This window comes from Bradyrhizobium genosp. SA-3, from assembly GCF_004212635.1.
Lineage (GTDB): Bacteria > Pseudomonadota > Alphaproteobacteria > Rhizobiales > Xanthobacteraceae > Bradyrhizobium.
This window is the reverse complement of the sequence record NZ_PSRT01000074.1, coordinates 24668-43644: the sequence shown is the minus strand read 5'-3', so window position 1 is coordinate 43644 and position 18977 is coordinate 24668. Positions and strand designations below refer to the sequence as shown.

Annotated in this window: 18 protein-coding genes; 5 read left to right on the top strand and 13 right to left on the bottom strand. The window is 62.9% G+C overall.

Features of this window, described 5'->3' with window-relative positions; all coding sequences use genetic code 11:
• Positions 1–319: 319 nt before the first annotated feature.
• The 7 genes from CWO91_RS45480 to CWO91_RS24710 all read right to left on the bottom strand — a co-directional run bounded on the left by CWO91_RS45480 (position 320) and on the right by CWO91_RS24710 (position 6363).
• The gene (locus CWO91_RS45480) at positions 320–526 is read right to left on the bottom strand and encodes a hypothetical protein (protein ID WP_433995576.1); all 207 of its coding nucleotides are present in this window, start codon (positions 524–526) and stop codon (positions 320–322) included.
• A gap of 165 nt (positions 527–691) precedes the next feature.
• Positions 692–1465 (bottom strand): outer membrane protein, encoded by a 774-nt coding sequence (locus tag CWO91_RS24735; RefSeq protein WP_165405681.1) that lies wholly within the window; start codon positions 1463–1465, stop codon positions 692–694.
• Positions 1466–1591: 126 nt separating this feature from the next.
• On the bottom strand, positions 1592–2461 hold the full coding sequence (locus tag CWO91_RS24730; RefSeq protein ID WP_130217111.1) for a fumarylacetoacetate hydrolase family protein: 870 nt from the start codon (positions 2459–2461) through the stop codon (positions 1592–1594).
• Between the two features lie 43 nt (positions 2462–2504).
• A complete protein-coding gene (hpaD, locus tag CWO91_RS24725) occupies positions 2505–3485 on the bottom strand; it encodes a 3,4-dihydroxyphenylacetate 2,3-dioxygenase (protein WP_130217109.1) in 981 nt (326 codons plus the stop codon).
• A 30-nt stretch (positions 3486–3515) separates the two neighbouring features.
• The gene (gene hpaE / locus CWO91_RS24720) at positions 3516–5033 is read right to left on the bottom strand and encodes a 5-carboxymethyl-2-hydroxymuconate semialdehyde dehydrogenase (protein WP_130217107.1); all 1518 of its coding nucleotides are present in this window, start codon (positions 5031–5033) and stop codon (positions 3516–3518) included.
• Between the two features lie 376 nt (positions 5034–5409).
• A complete protein-coding gene (locus CWO91_RS24715; protein ID WP_130217105.1) occupies positions 5410–6138 on the bottom strand; it encodes a sulfite exporter TauE/SafE family protein in 729 nt (242 codons plus the stop codon).
• A gap of 36 nt (positions 6139–6174) precedes the next feature.
• Entirely contained in the window at positions 6175–6363 is a 189-nt protein-coding gene (locus CWO91_RS24710; RefSeq protein ID WP_130217103.1) for a hypothetical protein, read from the bottom strand.
• A gap of 437 nt (positions 6364–6800) precedes the next feature.
• On the opposite strand from CWO91_RS24710, the gene CWO91_RS24705 reads away from it, so the two are divergent.
• Positions 6801–9920 carry an ATP-binding protein gene (locus CWO91_RS24705; RefSeq protein WP_130217101.1) on the top strand — a complete coding sequence of 1040 codons (3120 nt, stop codon included), beginning with the start codon at positions 6801–6803 and terminating at the stop codon, positions 9918–9920.
• Between the two features lie 281 nt (positions 9921–10201).
• On the opposite strand, the gene CWO91_RS24700 is transcribed toward CWO91_RS24705, so the two are convergent.
• From CWO91_RS24700 to CWO91_RS24675, 6 genes are all read right to left on the bottom strand, one after another.
• A complete protein-coding gene (locus tag CWO91_RS24700) occupies positions 10202–10996 on the bottom strand; it encodes an adenylate/guanylate cyclase domain-containing protein (protein ID WP_130217099.1) in 795 nt (264 codons plus the stop codon).
• 112 nt (positions 10997–11108) lie between these two features.
• Positions 11109–11321 carry a hypothetical protein gene (locus CWO91_RS24695; RefSeq protein ID WP_130217097.1) on the bottom strand — a complete coding sequence of 71 codons (213 nt, stop codon included), beginning with the start codon at positions 11319–11321 and terminating at the stop codon, positions 11109–11111.
• Position 11322: 1 nt separating this feature from the next.
• On the bottom strand, positions 11323–11547 hold the full coding sequence (locus tag CWO91_RS24690; protein ID WP_128956623.1) for a hypothetical protein: 225 nt from the start codon (positions 11545–11547) through the stop codon (positions 11323–11325).
• 355 nt (positions 11548–11902) lie between these two features.
• Positions 11903–13099: an adenylate/guanylate cyclase domain-containing protein gene (locus CWO91_RS24685; RefSeq protein ID WP_130217095.1), complete on the bottom strand. Its 1197-nt coding sequence runs from the start codon at positions 13097–13099 to the stop codon at positions 11903–11905.
• A 116-nt stretch (positions 13100–13215) separates the two neighbouring features.
• Positions 13216–13800: a HutD/Ves family protein gene (locus CWO91_RS24680; RefSeq protein ID WP_130217093.1), complete on the bottom strand. Its 585-nt coding sequence runs from the start codon at positions 13798–13800 to the stop codon at positions 13216–13218.
• 130 nt (positions 13801–13930) lie between these two features.
• On the bottom strand, positions 13931–16027 hold the full coding sequence (locus tag CWO91_RS24675) for an adenylate/guanylate cyclase domain-containing protein (protein WP_130217091.1): 2097 nt from the start codon (positions 16025–16027) through the stop codon (positions 13931–13933).
• Positions 16028–16338: 311 nt separating this feature from the next.
• On the opposite strand from CWO91_RS24675, the gene CWO91_RS24670 reads away from it, so the two are divergent.
• Genes CWO91_RS24670 through CWO91_RS24655 form a run of 4 tightly spaced genes read left to right on the top strand, consistent with a single transcriptional unit; the run spans position 16339 to position 18881 of the window.
• Positions 16339–16644, top strand: a complete 306-nt coding sequence (locus CWO91_RS24670; protein ID WP_130217089.1) for a BufA1 family periplasmic bufferin-type metallophore — start codon at positions 16339–16341, stop codon at positions 16642–16644.
• A gap of 44 nt (positions 16645–16688) precedes the next feature.
• Complete coding sequence (gene bufB / locus CWO91_RS24665; protein WP_130217087.1) at positions 16689–17603, top strand: MNIO family bufferin maturase; 915 nt, start codon at positions 16689–16691, stop codon at positions 17601–17603.
• On the top strand, positions 17593–18375 hold the full coding sequence (locus CWO91_RS24660; RefSeq protein ID WP_130217085.1) for an HvfC/BufC N-terminal domain-containing protein: 783 nt from the start codon (positions 17593–17595) through the stop codon (positions 18373–18375). Before bufB ends, CWO91_RS24660 begins: the two co-directional genes overlap by 11 nt.
• Entirely contained in the window at positions 18372–18881 is a 510-nt protein-coding gene (locus tag CWO91_RS24655; protein ID WP_130217083.1) for a DoxX family protein, read from the top strand. Before CWO91_RS24660 ends, CWO91_RS24655 begins: the two co-directional genes overlap by 4 nt.
• The last annotated feature ends 96 nt before the right edge of the window (positions 18882–18977 follow it).

Sequence of the window (18977 nt, the reverse complement as noted above, 5' to 3'; positions counted from 1 at the left end):
TGAAATGCGGAAACAGCTTCTGATTGCGGGACAAAATCCTGAAAGCCTAGAAGCCGATTATGATCGTGCTGATCAGGGCAGTCTTGGCAGGACAGACACGCAGCACGAAATCAGTTACGGGGCGTCGAATTGAAGCGGCCGCGATGGCTCTCCTCGATGCCGCAATAAGTATCAAGCGGCGATGGCTCGGGAGGCAACAATGAACACGCCCGAATGTTATACTGTGATGGTCGCTTGCGGCTCGTCCCTCACCATTGTCTTTTTGATGGCTTTCGGGGTTTGGTAGGCGGCGCAAGGGCGCGGCGCTTGCGTGCGGCAATCATGACCCCCGGCTACGCTGGCTGCTCTCTGGCGCGTCGATGCCCCAAAGGCGGATGCGGGTGCCGTAGAGTTCTATCGCGTCGCCATCGATGATGCTGGCTTGGCCGATCAGGTCAGCAGACGCGGCCACCTCGATCAGCCCCGCAGTGGGGTGGACAAGCTCGACGATTGCGTTCGGCTCGGTGGTCAGGAAGCCGTAAACCAAATGCGGTCCCGGGATCGGCGTGGACTTGGTAAGCCGATCTCCCTTCGAACTCCGTCCACATTGCCGGGCCGATAGCGGCCGGTCATCGTTTTCAGCGAGAACCGGGCCGCATGTCTTCGGCTTAGCGTCGGCACGGTGACCGACCGCTTGTGTTTATAACGCAAGTCAGTATTTCGCGACGACCGGGCCGCCCCAGCGGTAGTTCACACGGACCAAACCGATGTCGACGTCCTGACCAATGCGGGCGGTTCCCGCAAAAGCGCCCGCCGGAGCACCCACAATTCCCGTCGAGAAGAAGTCCACATCCCGGTGCCCCATGAACAAGTGGTCGTATTCGACGCCAACCGACCAGTTCGGCGCGAAGCCGAATTCAAGGCCCGCCCCCACAGCGCCGCCCCAGCGGGTTTCATCGCCGTCGTTGATGGTGAGCCCAGTCGCAACATCGGCAATTCGGTATTTGTCGCGGACGACCGCAGCGCCACCCTTCACGTAGAGCAGCACGTTGTTCCAGGCGTAACCCACCTGGCCCGTGAACAGACCGAAGGCATCAATCTTGGTCTCATCCTGGACGCCGGCGAAGACGAGATTGATGTTCGAGCCCTTGAAATCGGCCCAGTTGCCCTGCGCCTCCACACCGAACACCCAGTTCGCCGTCTGCCAGCGGTAGCCGATCTGACCGCCGGCCGTGCCTCCAGTCGCATCGTGACACCCCATGGCAAGAGGCGGAGCGACGACCACGCCGCCGGCATTGACCACATCCAAGCATTTATGGGCTGAGCCGCCGCCGCCATTGAGGCCGACGTAGAAGCCGCTCCAGTCGTAGATCGGGGCGACCATCGGCTGCGGCGCTTTGGTGTATGGGCGAGCCGCCAAATCAGCGGCGGAGGCAGGAGCGGCGAGCGTGATGAGGGCAACGGTGCCCACCAACATTTTCTTCATTTTTCAAATCCAGAGTAACGCCCCCGGCATGCAACCTATCATTGTTAACCGAAGTGTCTGTCACCCGAGCGCCACCTCGCCCGAGAAAATAAAAGTCCTCTGCCCGACCTTGGCAGTCGACAAGGATCACGCCTCATCTGCAATCGTGTTGCGGAGGGTACCGATGCCCTCTGCTTCCACCTCGACGACGTCGCCGGGCTTCAGCCAGATGGGCGGCTCGAAGCGCGCGCCGGCACCCGTCGGGGTACCGGTCACGATGACATCGCCAGGAACCAGCATCGTGAACGTCGAGATATAGTTGATGATCTTGCGGAAGGAGAAGATCATCCGGCTCGTGCGGTCCTGCTGGCGGACCTCGCCGTTGATCCGGGTTTCCAGCTTGATGTCGGCAAGCTGGCTCTCATCGGTATAGGGGATGAGCCACGGTCCCATCGAACCGGTGCGATCGAAGTTTTTCCCCTGAGTCACATTGAATTTGGCGTGCCGCACCCAATCGCGGATCGTGCCTTCGTTGCACAGCGATATTGCGGCGATATGGTCGAGCGCTTCGCTCTGTGGAATCCGGCGACCGCCCTTGCCGATCACGATGACGATTTCGCCTTCATAGTCGAGCTGCGGGCTCTCCGGGGGACGCAGCAGAGCCTGTTCATGGCCCGTGAACGAGCGCGGAAAGCGGATGAAGAGCGAGGGATTTGAGGGGGCCGCCTGCCCGTCCTTGTATTCCTCGTTCCGGTCGGGGAAGTTCACGCCGACGCAGATGATTTTTTCCGGTGCCGGAATCGGAATCTCGTAACGGATATCAGTGACCGGAAAATCCGCCGGCAACCCGGCGCTCTCCTCGGCAAGGGACACCAGCGCGCCGACTTCGATCACCTCACGCAACGTACGCCAACGCTTGCCATGGCGGCCGGACAGGTCGACGACGCCCTGATCGCCCAGGAGACCGTAGCCGGGTGTGCCGTTGCGGGTGAAGCTGACGAACCTCGGACGAGACATGTGGCGCCTTTCCTCACGTTTCAGGCGATATGCGAATGCCCGGTCACGGGGCGATGATCGGCTGGGCAGCCAGATCGGCGTCGCGCGGTTCAGCTCCGGCAAAGAGGCTGCCGTGCTCGAACCAGGACTTCGGCGCAGGCGCCCCCCAAAGCGTCTGACGTTGCGGATCCTTCAGGTCCCATTTGATCGGCTCGAGATCGGGATCGACCGTCTGGTAATCCGAGCAGTAGATCTCGATCCGATGACCGTCCGGATCAAGGATATAGAGGAAGAAGGCATTCGAGATGCCATGGCGGCCGGGACCGCGTTCGATGTTGGACACCCATCCGGTGGTGGCCATGAGGTCGAGCAGATCGATGATGTTGAGCGGGGTCGGCACCCAGAATGCGGTGTGGTGCAGGCGCGGGCCGCGGCCATTGGTGAAAGCCAGATCGTGAACGCCGCCCTTGCGGTGGGTCCAGGCCGCCCATAACCGTCCCGTCTCCTCATCCGCCGTGTACTCCGTCACGCGAAAGCCGATCTCGTTGTAGAAGGCGACGGATTCATCGACGTTCGGCGAGAAGCAATTGAAATGATCGATCCGGAGCGGCTTCACGCCCTTGTAGAGCGCGTATTTCTGATGGATCGGCGGCAGCCGGTCCATCTTGGAATAGAACTCGAGGGGAATGCCATGAGGATCGCGGGTGCGGAACGTGCCGGACTGATAGGGACGCTCGACCCATTCAACCGGCAGATCCCTGCTGCTGAAGAAGCTGGCGGCCTTGTCGAGATCTTCCTCGCTGAACACCTTGAAGCCGAGGTCACGGGCTTCGATCTTCTCTGACTTCCGCAGCACGATGCAGTGATGGCCGCGCTCTTCCATCGCGCGAAGATAGATCGCATTGGAGCTCTCGTCCGTCACCTGCAAACCAAGCGTGTCGACATAGAAGGCCCGTGACCTCGCAAGATCGCTCACACCGAGTTCGACATGACTGAGACGCACGATGTTGAATGGTGGATAAAGGTTGGGCTTGGGCAATGCCATGATTTCCTCCGTTGGTCTGCTGCGGACCGCTTAGCCGCCCAATTTTTGGATGTTGTGCGCGGTGGTGGCGAAGGCGACGTTCTTTGTCTCCATATAGAAATCGAACGACCAATCTCCTCCGTCGCGTCCGATGCCCGAGCTCTTCACACCGCCAAAGGGCGTCGGCAGGTGACGAACATTCTCCGAATTGACCCAGATCATGCCGGCTTGCAGCCGGTCGGTGAAGCGGAAGGCACGCGTGACGTCGGCAGTCCAGAGATAACCGGTGAGGCCATACTGGACGTCGTTGGCGAGTGCGAGGGCATTGGCCTCATCCCTGAACGGGATCGCCGTCAGCACCGGCCCGAAGATCTCTTCCTGCGCGATGCGCATTTGGTTGTTGGCGCCGGTAAAGAGCGTCGGCGCAACGTAGCAACCGCCGCCGGGACCGTCGACCTTGCGGCCGCCGGTCGCAATCTTGGCGCCCTCCGTTCTACCAATCTCGATGTATTCGAGCACCTTCTTCTCGTGAACCGGATGGATCAACGGACCGATGACGGTCTCGGGATCGAGCGGATGCCCCACCTTGATCCGGCTGGCCTTCTCCGCAACGATCGCCGTGAACTTGTCATAGATGCTCGCCTCGACGAGAAGACGCGAGGACGAGGTGCAGCGTTCGCCGTTGAGAGAGTAGATCATGAACACCGCTGCATCCGCAGCGCGCTCGAGGTCGGCATCCGCGAATACGATCACCGGATTCTTGCCGCCCAGTTCGAAATGAACACGCTTCAGCGTATCGGCGCCCTGTTTCATGATCATCGATCCGGTGCGGCTTTCGCCGACGAAGCCGATCGCCTTGATGAGCGGGTGCTCGGTCAGCGCCTTGCCAGCATCCTCGCCAAGACCGTTGACGAGATTCCAGACGCCCTTGGGCAGCCCGGCCTCCTCCGCGATCTCGATCAGCAGACGTGCAGTCAACGGCGAGAATTCGGCGGGCTTGTGAACGATGGTGCAGCCGGCCGCGAGCGCCGGCGCGATCTTCCACGTCGACAGCATAAAGGGCGTATTCCAGGGCGTGATGATGCCCACCGGACCGATCGGCACGCGGGTGGTCATGTTCACCTGACCGGCGGTGCGAAGTGACTTGCCGTCGCGCGCCTCGGGCGCGCGGTCGGCGAAGAAGCGGAAATTCTCCGCTCCCCGCAGCGCGGCCTTGGCCATGAACTTCAGCGACTGTCCCGTATCCATGCATTCGACGAACGCAATCTCTTCAGCGCGTGCGACGATAGCGTCGGCCACCTTGTGCAACAGCTCCTTTCGCACACCGCCGGATGTTTCGGCCCATTGCCGAAAGGCCGCCTGCGCCGCCCTCGCGGCGCGATCGATGTCCGCGGCCTTGCCATGCGATACCTTGGCGAGCGGCTTCAGGTCGACCGGAGAGATCGTTTCAAAAGTTGCATTGTCCGCAGCCGGGATGTCTTCACCGCCGATGCGGTTGAGCACGCCCGTCTCTCTAAGGCGGGCAAGGTGGCGCTCGGCCTTGGCGATATTTTCCTGCAGCTTGGACATGACGGTTCACTCCCTTTTTGCAGCGCCGCACGCGGGCAGCGACCCTCCACCTGTTTTCGCGATTCCAGAGACGAATGGCATCGCCTTTCCGACGCATCAATCCCGGGTACAGTTGGATATACTTAACATGTTAAGTATTACGTCGACTGTCAAGCGTTTTCGCACCCCCACTTCACGGCGAAGCGCCCCGACCGGCTTGACCCAGGGTACGAGACGCGAGCCCATTCCGGGAATATTCTCCTCGGCCAAGCCACGGGTCGAATCCATGGTTCCATAGATCGCGTTGAAGAAATCGACGGCGCCGGCTTCCTTTCAGGATCAGCGCGTGCGCGTGTTCCAATGGCTGCCGTTGCAACCGGAGGCGCGACGTTCGGAACTAAAATACCAGCAACAGTCCCGAAACCAGCAAGATGCTGAGAATAATCCGCCGGAACAGCGCGTCATTGACGCAGCGGAAGACATAAATCCCGAGCGCCGTTCCTGCGAGGAGCGCCGGGATGCTGACTGCGAAGTCAACCAGGACCTTTGTCGACAGATCTCTTCGGATCAGCATAAGACCAAGTGCGAATATCTGCATGGCGGCGATGAAGGGTTGAACCATTCCGCGCTGCTCGTTTTTTGGCACCCCGTGGATGTCGCACCAAATGGTCGGTATTGCACCCGGCATTGCCGTCAACCCGCCGACAAAGCCTCCGCCGAAGCCGATTAATGCATTACGTCCCGCATTCATCTGCAAGCGATGAGAAAGCACCGGCCGGAATAACGTGTAGGCCGCATAGCAGGCGACCGCGAGACCAAAGCTCTCCCTGAATATCCGCGCGTCTGCAGCTTGCAGCAACCACACGGCGATCGGAACGCCAAGCAATCCGCCAACGACGAGTACCGAACTCTGTTTCCAGCGGATGCTTTTTCTCAAGGCCCAAAGACCCGTGGCCTGCACGGTGATGCTGCAAGCCATCATCAGTGGGACCGCCTCCAGTGGCGGGAGAACGTGAAGGAGAATCGCGCCGGCCACCGCCGAAAAGGCAAAGCCCGCCAGGCCCGAGACGAACGCGCCGCAAAACACTGCGATACTGAGCAGACAAAACGACGCGATGTCGCCCATGAGCTAACCTTTCATCCTGGAATGGCGACCTGGCGACTAGTCTTCCGACGACAGCCCGGGCGGCTCGGGCGCTGCTCCGGCATCGCTCTGGCGGGTCGAAGTCAACATCGTGGCTGCAAGGATGTGCAAAATGACAAAGCAGATGGCGATCGTTGCCAGCAGCGTATTCTCGCTCGGTGCCGAAATCAGAAGCTTGCGTTCGAACGACTCGTCACTGACCGACATTGTCACCTCCTCCAACATCTGACCGAGAGGCAAACTGGTGCCACGTATTGTCGATCAGACGATGATACTGTCGAAAGGTGCGCTCGGCCTGCAGCCGTCGCGAGTGATGGAGCGTTTGAAGGAGGCGCCCAAACCAGTCTTCTTTTCGAGAAGAACCCGTGGACGCGACAAACGAATTCGCTGAGAATAACGCATCGCTTCTGGTTGAAGCTCTGCTGTCAAATGATGGTAGGGATGGTGCCGAGATCGACTGAAACATCTTGTGAAGCAACGACCCATAGAACACGCAAGTGAGACGCGGCGCCCTTTCTTCCAAGCGCATGACACGAACACCTTGTGTGAGTGACCGGATACGGCTGGAAGTATCGAACGGGACGCCGCGCCGCGCTTTGAGGCGAGCTTAATTTGTTCTTATCGTTTCCTTGATTTTGAAGGGTATGCTTGATTTCGGGCCGGTGTACCGGTTGAATATCCGCCTCGCGCGCACCTCCGAAGGCATTGTTTTGCTGTATCTATTTGACGAATTTGTTCTCGACACAGACCAGCGGGAATTGCGCCGTGACGGACGTGCGATTCCGTTGCAGCCTCAGGTTTTCGACCTCCTCGAATATCTGATCCGCCACCGCGCCCGTGTGGTGACCAAGGACGATCTGATCAGTGCAATTTGGGGCGGGCGCATCATCTCGGAGTCAGCGCTCACCACCCGCATCAACGCAGCTCGTACGGGAATAGGCGATTCCGGCGAGGCGCAACGGCTGATCAAGACTTTACCGCGCAAAGGCGTCCGCTTTATCGGCGCGGTGCGGGAAGCCCCCAGGGAGGTCGAGAGCGCAGTCGCACCTCTGAAGATCGAAACCTCCACCCTGGTGGTCGGCCGGACAGCCCCCCTCGGGATGATCGACCAGATGACCCGGCACGTATTGTCCGGCAAACGGCAGATGGCTTTCGTCACGGGAGAAGCCGGAATTGGCAAGACGGCGTTCATCGCCAAAGCCATCGAGCGGCTGACGGAACAGGGCTTCGATCTGCTTTATGGGCGCTGCACCGAACGGTTCGGAACAGATGAGGTGTTTCTGCCGCTCATCGATGCCTTGGTGAACAGGTATCGAACGAACGGTCCCGAGCTGATTTCGGCTGTTCGCACCCACGCGCCCACCTGGATGCTGCAACTGCCAGGCGCCATCGACGCATCGGAACGCGCGGCTTTCCAGAACGAAGTGTTCGGCGCGACGCGTGAGCGGATGCTGCGCGAGTTTTGCGATCTCCTCGAAGCGCTGAGCGCCGGCCGCCCCTGGGTCATTGTTCTCGAAGACTTGCATTGGAGCGACTTCGCGACACTCGACGTGCTGTCTCGTTTCGCGCGCGGGAACGGCAGGGCACGCGTGCTGGCCCTCTGCTCTTATCGGCCGGCCGACAGCGCCATCGGTGGGCATCCGATCCGCCGCCTGCACCAGGATCTCCAGATTCATGGGTGCTGCAGCGAATTGCACCTCGATCGATTGTCGCCCCAGGAGGTCGGGCACTATCTCGCATTGCGCTTCCATGACGCCGAATTGGCCTCGACCCTATCAAAGCCGGTATTCGAGCGAACGTTGGGGCACCCGCTGTTCGTTGCGTCACTGCTCAAGCATCTGATCGACCAGGAATGGATCGTCGAGGTGGACGGCAGATGGCGCCTGTCTTCACAAGACGCATTTGCTCGAGACGGCATTCCAGACAGCCTCTTGAAGATGATCGGCCATGAACTCGAACGCCTTACCGACAACGAACGCCGCCTGCTCGATGTCGCCAGCGTTGCCGGCGAAGAATTTTCCGCAGCTCTCGTTGCAGCCGGCCTATCCGATGATGCCATCGACGTTGAACGGGACATCGAAGCGTTGATCCGGAAGGATCATATCCTTGTTCGTTCAGGTGTTTCCGAATGGCCCGATGGAACTTATTCGGGCGCTTACGCCTTCCGTCACATTCTCTATCAGAACGTCATTTATCAGGATCTCCCGCCCGGGCATCGCGCGCAGACACACAAGCGCCTGGGCAAAAGGCTGGAGGAGGCCTATGCGGGCCGCACCGGCGAAATAGCGCCAGAGCTTGCACTTCATTTCGAGCAGGGTCGCGACTTCCCGAGCGCGTTGCGCTATCTCGGAGAAGCGGCACAGAGCTCGATGAAGCGTCTCGGCCATGCCGAGGCCGCGAGCTATCTCACCCGGGCGCTCGGCATACTCGACCGCTTCGATGCTGCCGACAAACTCTCAACCCGCATCGCCCTTCTGCGGCAACGAAGCCTGGCTCTCCGTTCGGGTGGCGACCTCGTCGGCTCGATCCGTGATCTCCAGGATGTGATTGCGTGCGCCGAACAGGTGGGTGAAATCAAGCAGCAGCTCAACGGTCTCATGGCCGTGAGCTCTTTATGGCTGCGGGTCGATCGCCACGCCTGCCTCGAGGCAGCCGACGATGTATTGGCGCGAAGCCAGGCGCTTGCGGACGACACATTCAAGGCCCTGGCCCAGGGCAGCAGCGCCAGCATCAACCTGTTCCTCAACGGCTGGCGGGATCAGGACGCCACGCTCTGCGACAGGGCGATCGAGTTGAGTGCCGGCGCGACCAATTATGGCATCCTCATCCGGCGTCATGGAATATCGGGGATCGTTGATTGCTGGAGATCGCGGTACCAGCAGTGCCGCCGCGCCGGCACGGAGGGAAAGCGGCTGGCGCGCATGGTCGGCGACGTTTACACGTTCGTCCTGTTCAATGTCCTTGAGTCGATCGCGCTCATTCATCTCGGCGAGTGGCGCGAATTACAACGCGAAATCACGGCCGGCCTCGAGCTGGCGGTCAGGAACGCGAACGATCCCAGCAGCGCATTGTGCCGGCTGACGCTTGCGTGGCTGCATGTCGAAGCGATGGATTTCGAGGGAGCCCGGGAGCTCTGCGAAAGCGTCGACGACAGTCTTCTGGTGGGCGATCAGTCCACATACTTCCACAAGCGGGCCGTCCTCGCGAAGGCGTTTGTCGGCCTGAATGATCCGTTGGGAGCTCGCAAGCAATTCGATGATATTGAGCGCCGCAGGCGTGAAGAAGGCATCGACATCGAGTTTACCGCCGCAACGCAGCTGTATCATTGTCTCGGCGAATATTGCCTGCTGATTGGCGACTTTACCCAGGCCCGGAGATGGGCACGCCAGCTGCACGACTATGTCGCATCGGCGCCCGATCTCAATCACCTGGCCAAGGCCCACGAGCTGCTCGCGCGCATCGCATTTGGCCTGGGTGATTCGGGGGACGCTCTACCGCACCTCTCCCGCGCGCTGGAGATCGTTGACGACGCCGATTTCCCGATTGCTTCGTGGCGGGTGTACGGCACGGCCGCCGAGATCTTCGCGAGGTACGGAGACGTCGACAGGGCGACGACTTATCGCTTGCGATTTGTCGAGACCGTCCGAAGGCTCGCGCGAAATTTCGAACCCGAGGATCGGCTGCACAAGAGCTTGCTCGCTGGGTTAGCAACGCGAACAGCGCAACTGGAAGCGATGACCTCGCTGCCTCTGCGACCCTCTTAGCCGACGGGGCTTGCCGAACGCGTTTGAGAATGAGTCCTCGACACCCGGCCAGCGGTGTTGTGCGTCGCATCGGCAGCGAGCCGGTGAATCAAGTGCACTGTCGCCGTTTTTCCAGGAAGGCCGCGATCCCGAGGCCAAAAGCGTCCACCTGTTTACGAGGGACGGTGACAACGAGGACCGTCGTGTGCGCTCGCGTGCCCTTGCGGAACGTCTCGCCCCATGTGCCGTTCTGCCAAGTCTCGCCGGGGAGAGGAGATTTACGTGAACGGCCTCGACATCCCTCACCCCTCCACCCGCCATAGCCTCCACCGCTCCGGCACGCCCTTCAGCTGATGCACGCCGTGATCCCTGAACCGGATCTCGGGCTGCGAAACCAGCTCCTTGACCGCACTCGACACCAAAACCTCCCCCGCACGCGCTTTCGCGGCGACGCGGGTGCCGATATGGAAGGCGAGACCGACCATTTCGCCGCCGCTGATCGTGTATTCGCCGGCGTGCAAGCCTACCCTGATCTCGAGCCCGAGCGTGCGCACGGCCTTCTGGATCGCGGTCGCGCAATTGATGCCGGCGGCGGGCTTCTTGAACGTTGCCAGCACGCCGTCGCCGGTGGTCACGACCTCCTTGCCGCGCGAGCTCTTCAGCTCCTTGCGGACCGCGGCGTAATAGTGGCCCATCACCTTGGTCCAGCGCACATCACCGAGCTTCGCAGCCTTCGCGGTGGAGCCGACGATGTCGACGATCAGGATGGTGGCGAGCGCCTGCTTGAGCTCGGTGCTGCGCATCGTGGATCTGCGCCGGAGCGCGATGGGTCCGGTCAGCGGCTCGTAGCGATGGTTGCGCCGCCGCGCGATCGCCGCCGTAGCGTAATCAATGGCACGTTGCGCCGTGCCACAACGAACGGTCTTCTGCTGCGGCGATCGCGACCAGTAGACCTTGCGCCCGTCGCCGGCGCCCTCTACCTCGACGGCGCCCCACTTCAGGAAGACCGCCGAGCCGACGCGCCTGACACACCACGCCTTCGACGTGTATCCGGAAACGTTCGACTGATGGACTCCGATGCGAAGGAATTTCGGCATGAACGGGCGGGCCAAAGACCGTTTGGGCGGACCTTCGGCAAAACGTAGTCGTACAATCCGGCGTTAGCAACAGGACTTCCAACCCGCCCCTCCGCCCTCCTAGGCCCGCATCCTAGGCTCCTCTGCCGCCGCCCTGCCTGCCGATCGTGCAGCGCCATGCGGCGAGACGTTCGGCCGGATGCTGCGCCATCCATTCGGCGAGCTGCGGCGCGCCCATCAGGCAGGACTGCATCGTCACGTCGGCGAAGTCCGAGGTCGTGACGACCTGTTCATGACAGTCCGTCGGAGAGGAGAGACGACAGAGCACGGCAATGATCCTGATCATTTCACGCCAGCTCCTTCGACCAGTCGTATTCGGCTCTCGCGGCCGAGCGCGCCAACGATCTCGCCGCATCGACGCTCGAAGCCTTTTCGGCGCGCCGCTGATAGTCCTCAGCCAGCATCTTCAACCGCGCCGCAACCACCTCGTCCGTCATGCTCCGCGCCGCGCGCAGCAGGCTCTGCGCCGTTTCGATATATTGCTTGCCTCGTCGTGACATCTGAAGCGTCATAGCGCCCTCGCGCGGTTCCGATGAAGCGGGCGGCATTCGTGGTCTGGGCCGCCAACGAAACCATCCTACGGGTCTTGCGCGGGAATCTCTTTCAACCAGGCGCGCTCGATTGTCCATCCGCACGACGAGCGGCCCGGAGCATGAGGGCAGGCAAGCGCCCCGTTTGCGCAACTGATGGGCCAGGCCAGAACGCGCCAGATCGCGGGGCCCGAATTCTCGTTTGATCTCGGAAACGCAACGACCAGGCAGGCGCGATCACGACCACGGCCGTTGCGGGCGCGACCATTCAAGCCAGCCCGCCCCCGAAACGACATGGAAATCTATGACGACGACGTCGCCGGTCTTCCGCGCGCCGTTACCCCTGATACGCAAACAGTTCGATGGGGTCGCTGAAGCCGCGCACCTCGTGTTGGCCGACGTGCTCCAGCTCGAACTCCCGCTCCACCAGCTCGGCGAAGGCGCGCGACAGCAGCACCGTTCGTCCCAGCTGCTTGGTCAGGGCCTCGAGGCGGGAGGCCATGTTGACGGCGGGGCCGATGACCGTGAAGTCGAGCCGGCTGGTCGAGCCGATATTGCCGTACATGACGTCGCCGACATGGACGCCGATGCCGTAATTGAGCGGCGCGCGGCCGGTCCCGTTGTTCCGCTCGTTCAGCGCGGCCATGGCCTTGCGAGCTTCGGTCACGGCGTGCAGCAGGTTGGCGCAGGCATCCGGCTGGCTGAGCGGGAAGATGGCGAGCAGGCCGTCGCCGATGAATTTGAGGATCTCGCCGCCATGCCGCGCGATCGGCGCGGACATCGCGTCGAAATAGTCGTTGAGCAGATCAATGACGTCGTCGCGCGGCCAGTTGTCGGAGATTTTTGTGAAATCCCTGAGGTCGCAGATCATGATCGCGGCGCGCACCGTCGTGCCGGTGCCGCGCCTGGTGGCACCGGCGAGGATCAGTTCGCCGGCATGGTGGCCGACATAGGTCTCGAGCAGCGTGCGCGCCAGCCGGTTCTTGACGCGGATCTCGCTGACCAGCGCCAGCACCGGCAACAGCTTCTTCAGGCCCGCGATGTGCGCATCGTCGAATCCGCCGGGCCGGTCGGTGGCGAAGGTGACAAGGTGACGCTTGCCGAGCGTGTGGTAGAGCGGCCAGGCCACATAGTCGGTCAGGCCTCGCGCCCGCATCTCATCATAGAGGGCGTGCTTGCGGCCGAGCGAGGAATCCTGCTCGAGCCGCTCGCGCACCTCGGCAGCGCCGTCATGGATTTCGTTCGCGGCGCTGCCGATGTATTCGGACCGCTCGCGAACGTCGTAGTCGACCAGTGCAATCTCCGCCTCCCGCATCCCGTCGGACCACATCATCCGGGCCCCCAGCCATTGCGGGTGATGGATCAGGATGTGAAGCGTCGACCGCTTGAGCGGGATACCCGCCTGCTGGAGGCGGATGCACATCTGCGCGAAGATGTTGTCGACGAAGCGCTCGTCGCGCGTGCCGTTGGTCAGCCAGTCGACGACGCTGTCGGCTTGCGTGATGGGGGCGTGGTTGTCTGGCGGCGCGTTCATATCCTGCCCCTTTGAGCGGCGATCTGCATCAGGGCAGATATCGTGCTCCGGCGCGGCGGCGTCAACCTGGCCAATTGCCCGGTTTGTGCGCAGCGGCTTGGCGGGGCAGTCGCCGTCTAGCCGACGATCCGGATCGATCCCAGCACCGCGAGACCCGATGCGAGCGCAAGGCTCGATGGCTCGGTGAGTTCGATCTTCAGCGTGCCGCCGCCAGGAATGGCAAAATGCTCATCGCCAAGACGGATGCTGCAATCGTCCCGAACCGCGTAAACCAGATGCGTGCCGGCAAATAACGATCGATCGCCAGGTTCCCTATGCGCTTCGAGCTCGATCTCCGCCGCACCCCGCCGCGCCATCAAGTTCACCACCTCGACCGGACCGGCCTCGAGCTCGGTGACGATCGCGAGCTCGCCGGCAAAACGCACGGTGGTGAACGGCTCGCGCTCGTCGAATTCCTGCTCCGGCGCTTTCAGCACCAGCCCGCGCCCGCCTACGACCATCTGAAGCCGGTCGATGCCGGGCATATGGGAGAACGGACCCGGCGCCACGATGGGCGTGCTCGCGAAGCGCCAGAGCAGGCTGTCCCAATCCTTCACGGGCGCGCTAGCGCGATGGGCATCCGCGATATCGGTGAAAATGCCGCCGCCGTTCTTCCAGGGCGAGCGGGTGTAGTGTTCGGGTTTGAGCAGCGTGATTTTCATGTCCGCATCATGCCCGTGATGGGTCGACTTTGCCAACTGGTTTGGCAAATGACGCGCGCCGATTCCGAGCGCCTGCCACCAGACCCTTCGAGTCGGAGTCCGCCGATCAGCTCGTTGACCAGCGCTTTTGCTACTTCGTCGTCAACGCTGCGACCGGACGCCAGGAGTCATCGGGTGCAGCGGCGGACAATTTCCGACAGCGCTCGCGCATCAGCTCGGCAGGACCATCGCGGCCGCGCTCAGACAGCACGGCTTCGAAATCGGCGAGCGCGGCAGTAAACCGGCGTGCGCGGTAGTGGGCAAGTCCCTGCGCGTAGCGACCGACCCAGGCGGGAGGTTCGTTGCCGACGCCATCCTCCCCGATGAGCCCGATCAGCTCGTAGACCGAAAATCCCTCCTCGCGTCCGTACACGGCAATGCTGTCGATCTCGCGCGTGATTATGGCGCCGCGAGCCAGACGTTCGGTTGCCTCGCCGATCAGGATTTGCGTGCCGTAGGATTTGTTGGCACCCTCGAGACGGCTGGCGACATTCACGGCGTCGCCAATCACGGTGTAGTTCAGGCGCAGCTCCGAACCGATATTGCCGACCAGCATACGGCCGGAATTGATGCCGATCCGGATCTGGAGCGGCTGGCCGAGATCGTCGACAAGGCCAGAAGCGTCGATCGCTCTCCGGCAGCCGAGTGCCGCGCGGCAGCATCGCAGCACGTGGTCGGACTGCGGCTGCGGCGCGCCCCAGAATGCCATCACGGCATCGCCGATGAACTTGTCGATGGTGCCGCCATTGGCGACGATGACCTCGGAGGCGAGGTCGAGGTAGCGCGACAACAGCGGCACCACGCGGTCGCCGAGCCGCTCCGACAATCTGGTGAAACCGGCGATATCGATGAACATCACGCTGAGCACCTGAATGCTGCCGCCGGGTTTGGCCTCGACGCCCTGACGCAGCAGCGAACGGACGAGATCGGCCGGGATGAACTTGCGGAACGCGGAGAGGCCCGCTGCCATTTCGGCGATCGCGCCAGAGAGGCTCGCGATTTCCTTGAGACGCGACGGATGGCGGCGGACCTGCTCAAGCGCGAAAGCCTCGACGTGGCGGAGCTCGCCCACGACACGCGACAGCGGCGCGGCAATGACGGAGCGCGCCAACATTGCCGATGCCAGCGCCGCGAGCACGGCGCCGACGGCGAGGCCGAGGATCAAGCGCCGCAGCGTCGCCTCGACCGGCCCGAGAAACTCGGCCTCGGGCATCACTGTTGCGAGCGACCAGCCGGGAAACGGCAACGGCGTGAGCGCGACCTCATAGGCGGCGCCAACGGACGTCAGCCGGCTGCGCGAGGCCCGCTTGCGGCCCTCGTCACCTGCCGTCGCCAGCGCCAGCCGCGCCAGCGGCAACAGCTTGGTATCGCCTCTGGCGGGATGCAGCTCGTCGGCGTCCTTGTCCGGTGCGGCGACCAGCTCACCACTATCATCGATGATGAAGGCCGTTCCCGTCCGCCCGACCTCGAGCTGCGACAGGAAGCGCGCGAGCCTCGTATATTCAATCATGATCGCGAGCACGCCCTGCCGCTCCTGATAGACGTCAATCGGACCTGCGAAGGCAATCGACGGCCGCTCGCCGGTCGGATGGTCCATCACTCTGAACCATTGCGGCTCCTCGGCGGCGAGCCCGGCCTTGAACCAGGCGCGGTCGGCGACGCGAAACTCGGTCGGCTCGAAACGGCGATTGGCGAACTCGATATCGCCGGGCACCACGTCATACTCGTCGACGCGCCGCTGGCCCGCATGGTCGGTCAGCGAAATCTCCATCATCTCCAGGCGGCGATCGCCGAGCTTGTGCGCGGCGAAGAAGGAACCGTCCGGCCAGCCGAAGGCGACCCAGGAGATCGTCGCCTGCGACTGCAATTGCGAGAGGAAGACGAACTCGCGCTTGTCGGCCTCGCGGGTGTCAAGCACGTTCTGGAGGAACAGGGTGCGGATTGCCGTGTGCGCGGCGCGCGCCTCGTCGACGATGGCCGAGACCTCCTTGCGGACCGCCGCGACGATCTGCTCGTTGATAGTCGAAGCAAGCTGCCGGCTGGTCGCCTCCGCCGTTCGCCACCACAACAGGCTCGACAGCGCCGCGGTCAGCAGGATCGCGGCCAGGACAAGGGCCGAGACGGCCAGGCGAATGCTGACCGTCAGCCTGGCGATCGCGCGAAGCTGCCGTCCGGGATCGACGTTCATGGTTGTTTCCGCCTTCGGCCGGGCACGGCTCCTGTCATCGCTCTACGCAGACTTCCGCCGTTCGTTACCTCTGGCAGGCCCAATCGATCGCAGCCAATGCCCTCCCGCTAATGTCTCGATAGCGCCAAGGCATTGGATTTGAACGGCCGCTTGCCCGCTAATCCTGACCCAAGCGCGCCTGCGGTGCGCCGGATCCATGCGGTCTCACGGCTTCGTGAGCAGCTTCGCGGTAACGCGGGCTGCGCGCGGAGCGAAGGAGACCATGCGCTTTCGCCTGCCAGGCGATGCCATCACGAACAGGAGAAATTCCGATGTCTGCCAAACATGCCGTCACGTCGATCGTTCTCGCCGGCGCGGTGTCAACCGCCCTCGCCACCCTTGCCGCCGCCGGCCCGTTGACCAAGGCGGAGGGCGATGCGGCCATCGCCGCCAAGAAGGAAAAATGCTTCGGCGTCGCGCTGAAGGGCCAGAACGATTGCGCGGCGGGGCCGGGCACGACCTGCCAGGGCACCTCCACCGTCGATTTCCAGGGCAACGCATGGAAGTTCGTGCAGGGCGGCACCTGCACCAGCATCGAGCTGCCGAACGGCAAGAACGGTTCGCTCAAACCGGTCTAACGCGCCGCGTCGCGCCCACGACAACAGGAAAAGCGGAGGAAACCATGACGACGGCAATCGTGCCCGACGCGTCTGCGGTGCCACTCCGCTACTCCGCTCCCATCGGCGGCGTTGCCGGGACGAGCTTCAAGCCCGAGCACCTCCAGGCCATCCTGAGCGCGGACCGGCAACGCGGCTTCTTCGAGGTGCACGCCGAAAACTACATGGGCGCGGGCGGCCCGCCGCATCGCGCGCTGGAAGCGATCCGCCGCGCCCATCCGCTGTCGCTACACGGCGTATGCATGTCGATCGGTGCACCCCAGCCGCTCGACAAGGCGCATCTGGCCCGCTTTCGAGGCTTGGTAGCTCGCTACCAGCCAGCGCTGGTCTCCGAGCATCTTGCCTGGTCAACGCATGCGACCAGCTTCTTCAACGATCTTCTGCCGCTGCCCTACACCGAAGCGACGCTGGCTTGCGTCTGCGACCACATCGACCAGGTGCAAGACGCGATCCGCCGTCCGTTGTTATTGGAAAACCCGTCGACCTATGTCGCCTTTCGCGAATCGTCGATGAGCGAGACCGATTTCATCCGCGCCGTCGCCGAACGTACCGGCTGCGGACTGCTGCTCGACATCAACAACGTCTTCGTATCCGCGACCAATCATGGATTCTCCGCGCTTGAGTACCTCGCGGAGTTTCCGCTGTCGCGCGTCGGAGAGATCCACCTCGCCGGCCACGCCGCGCAGGCGGACGACGAAGGCGACTTGCTGCTGATCGACAGCCATGACGGCCCGGTCGCGGATGCCGTATGGAAGCTCTACGAGATCGTCATCCGGCGCCGCGGCGGCGTGCCGACGCTGATCGAATGGGACAGCATGATTCCGGACTGGCCGGTCCTGCAGGCGGAAGCCACCGCAGCACAAGCGATTCTGGATCATTACGGCCCGGCCGCGCTGGTGGGAGACCGTCATGCCGCCTGAGCAGGATCTATCCTTTGCCGCCGCCTTTGCGCTGGGACTGCTGGACCCCGCGCGGGCGGCGCCTGCGATCGTGGCGGGTCCGAACGGCAAGGCCGCCGGCAAGCGCTACGCCGTCTACCGCAACAATGTCACGGTGAGCCTGATCGACGCGCTCGCTGCGATCTATCCGGCGGTACAGCGCATCACCGGTCCTGATTTCTTCCGTGCCATGGCGCGCTTCCACATCCGCAGCAGCCCGCCGACTTCTCCGCTGCTGTTCGAATATGGCCGCGAGTTTGCCGACTTCATCGCACGATATGAGTACGCGCAGACAATGCCCTGGCTTGCGGATGTCGCCCGCATCGAGCGGGCTTGGCTCGATGCCTACCATGCGCGAGACGCCGCGCCGCTGTCGCCCGCCGGGCTGGCAGCCATCGTCCCGGAGCGGCTGGCCGATCTTGTCTTCATCCCGCATCCGGCGCTGCGGATCGTACGCTCGTCATTCTCGGCGGTGACGGTCTTTGCCGCCAACCGCGACGACGCGCCGGTTGGACGCATCGACGCGTCCACGCCGGAAGACGCGCTGATCACCCGGCCCGAATTCGACGTCATGGTGCGGCGCCTCCCGCCCGGCGGCGCAGTGTTTGCCGAACGTCTGGCGTCGGGCGATCCACTCGGCGGGGCCGCTGCGTCGGCGTTGGATGCATGCCCCGATTTCGATCTCGCTTCCAACGTCACCGGCCTGATCGAGGCTGGCGCATTCACTTCGCTTGCTCTCGGAGACGCACGATGATCACCAATCAACGCATGACCGCTGGACACGGCCCGCCATCGCTTGGGCTCCTGCTCGACAAGGCCAATGATCTGATACGGACGATTGCCGCGCCCTCGCTCGTTCAGCTCGTGCTGCGCGCGGCGCTCGCCGTTCCGTTCTGGCGCTCGGGCATCCTCAAGTGGGACGGCTTCCTCAGACTCAACGACACCGCGGTGACGCTGTTCAGCGACGAGTTCATGCTGCATCTGCCCGGCGGGCCCTATCACTTTCCTGCGCCGGCGGTGATGGCCTTTCTGTCGGGATGTGGCGAGATCATGTTTCCGATCCTGCTGGTGCTGGGTCTCGGCACACGGTTCGCCGCGCTCGGATTATTGTTCATGACTGTCATCGTCGAGCTCACCGTGCCCAACGGCTGGCCGATTCACCTCACCTGGGCGGCCATGGCACTCGCCCTGATGGCTTACGGACCCGGGCACATCTCGCTCGACCATCTCATCTGTCGCGCGCGATCGCACGCGCGATAGGACGCTGCTGGCCTCACATTCCGCTCAGGCGCTGTCGACCGCGCGTCTGCGCGGTGACGTAGACGCTTTCGTCCGACGGGAAGAACAGCACGGCAT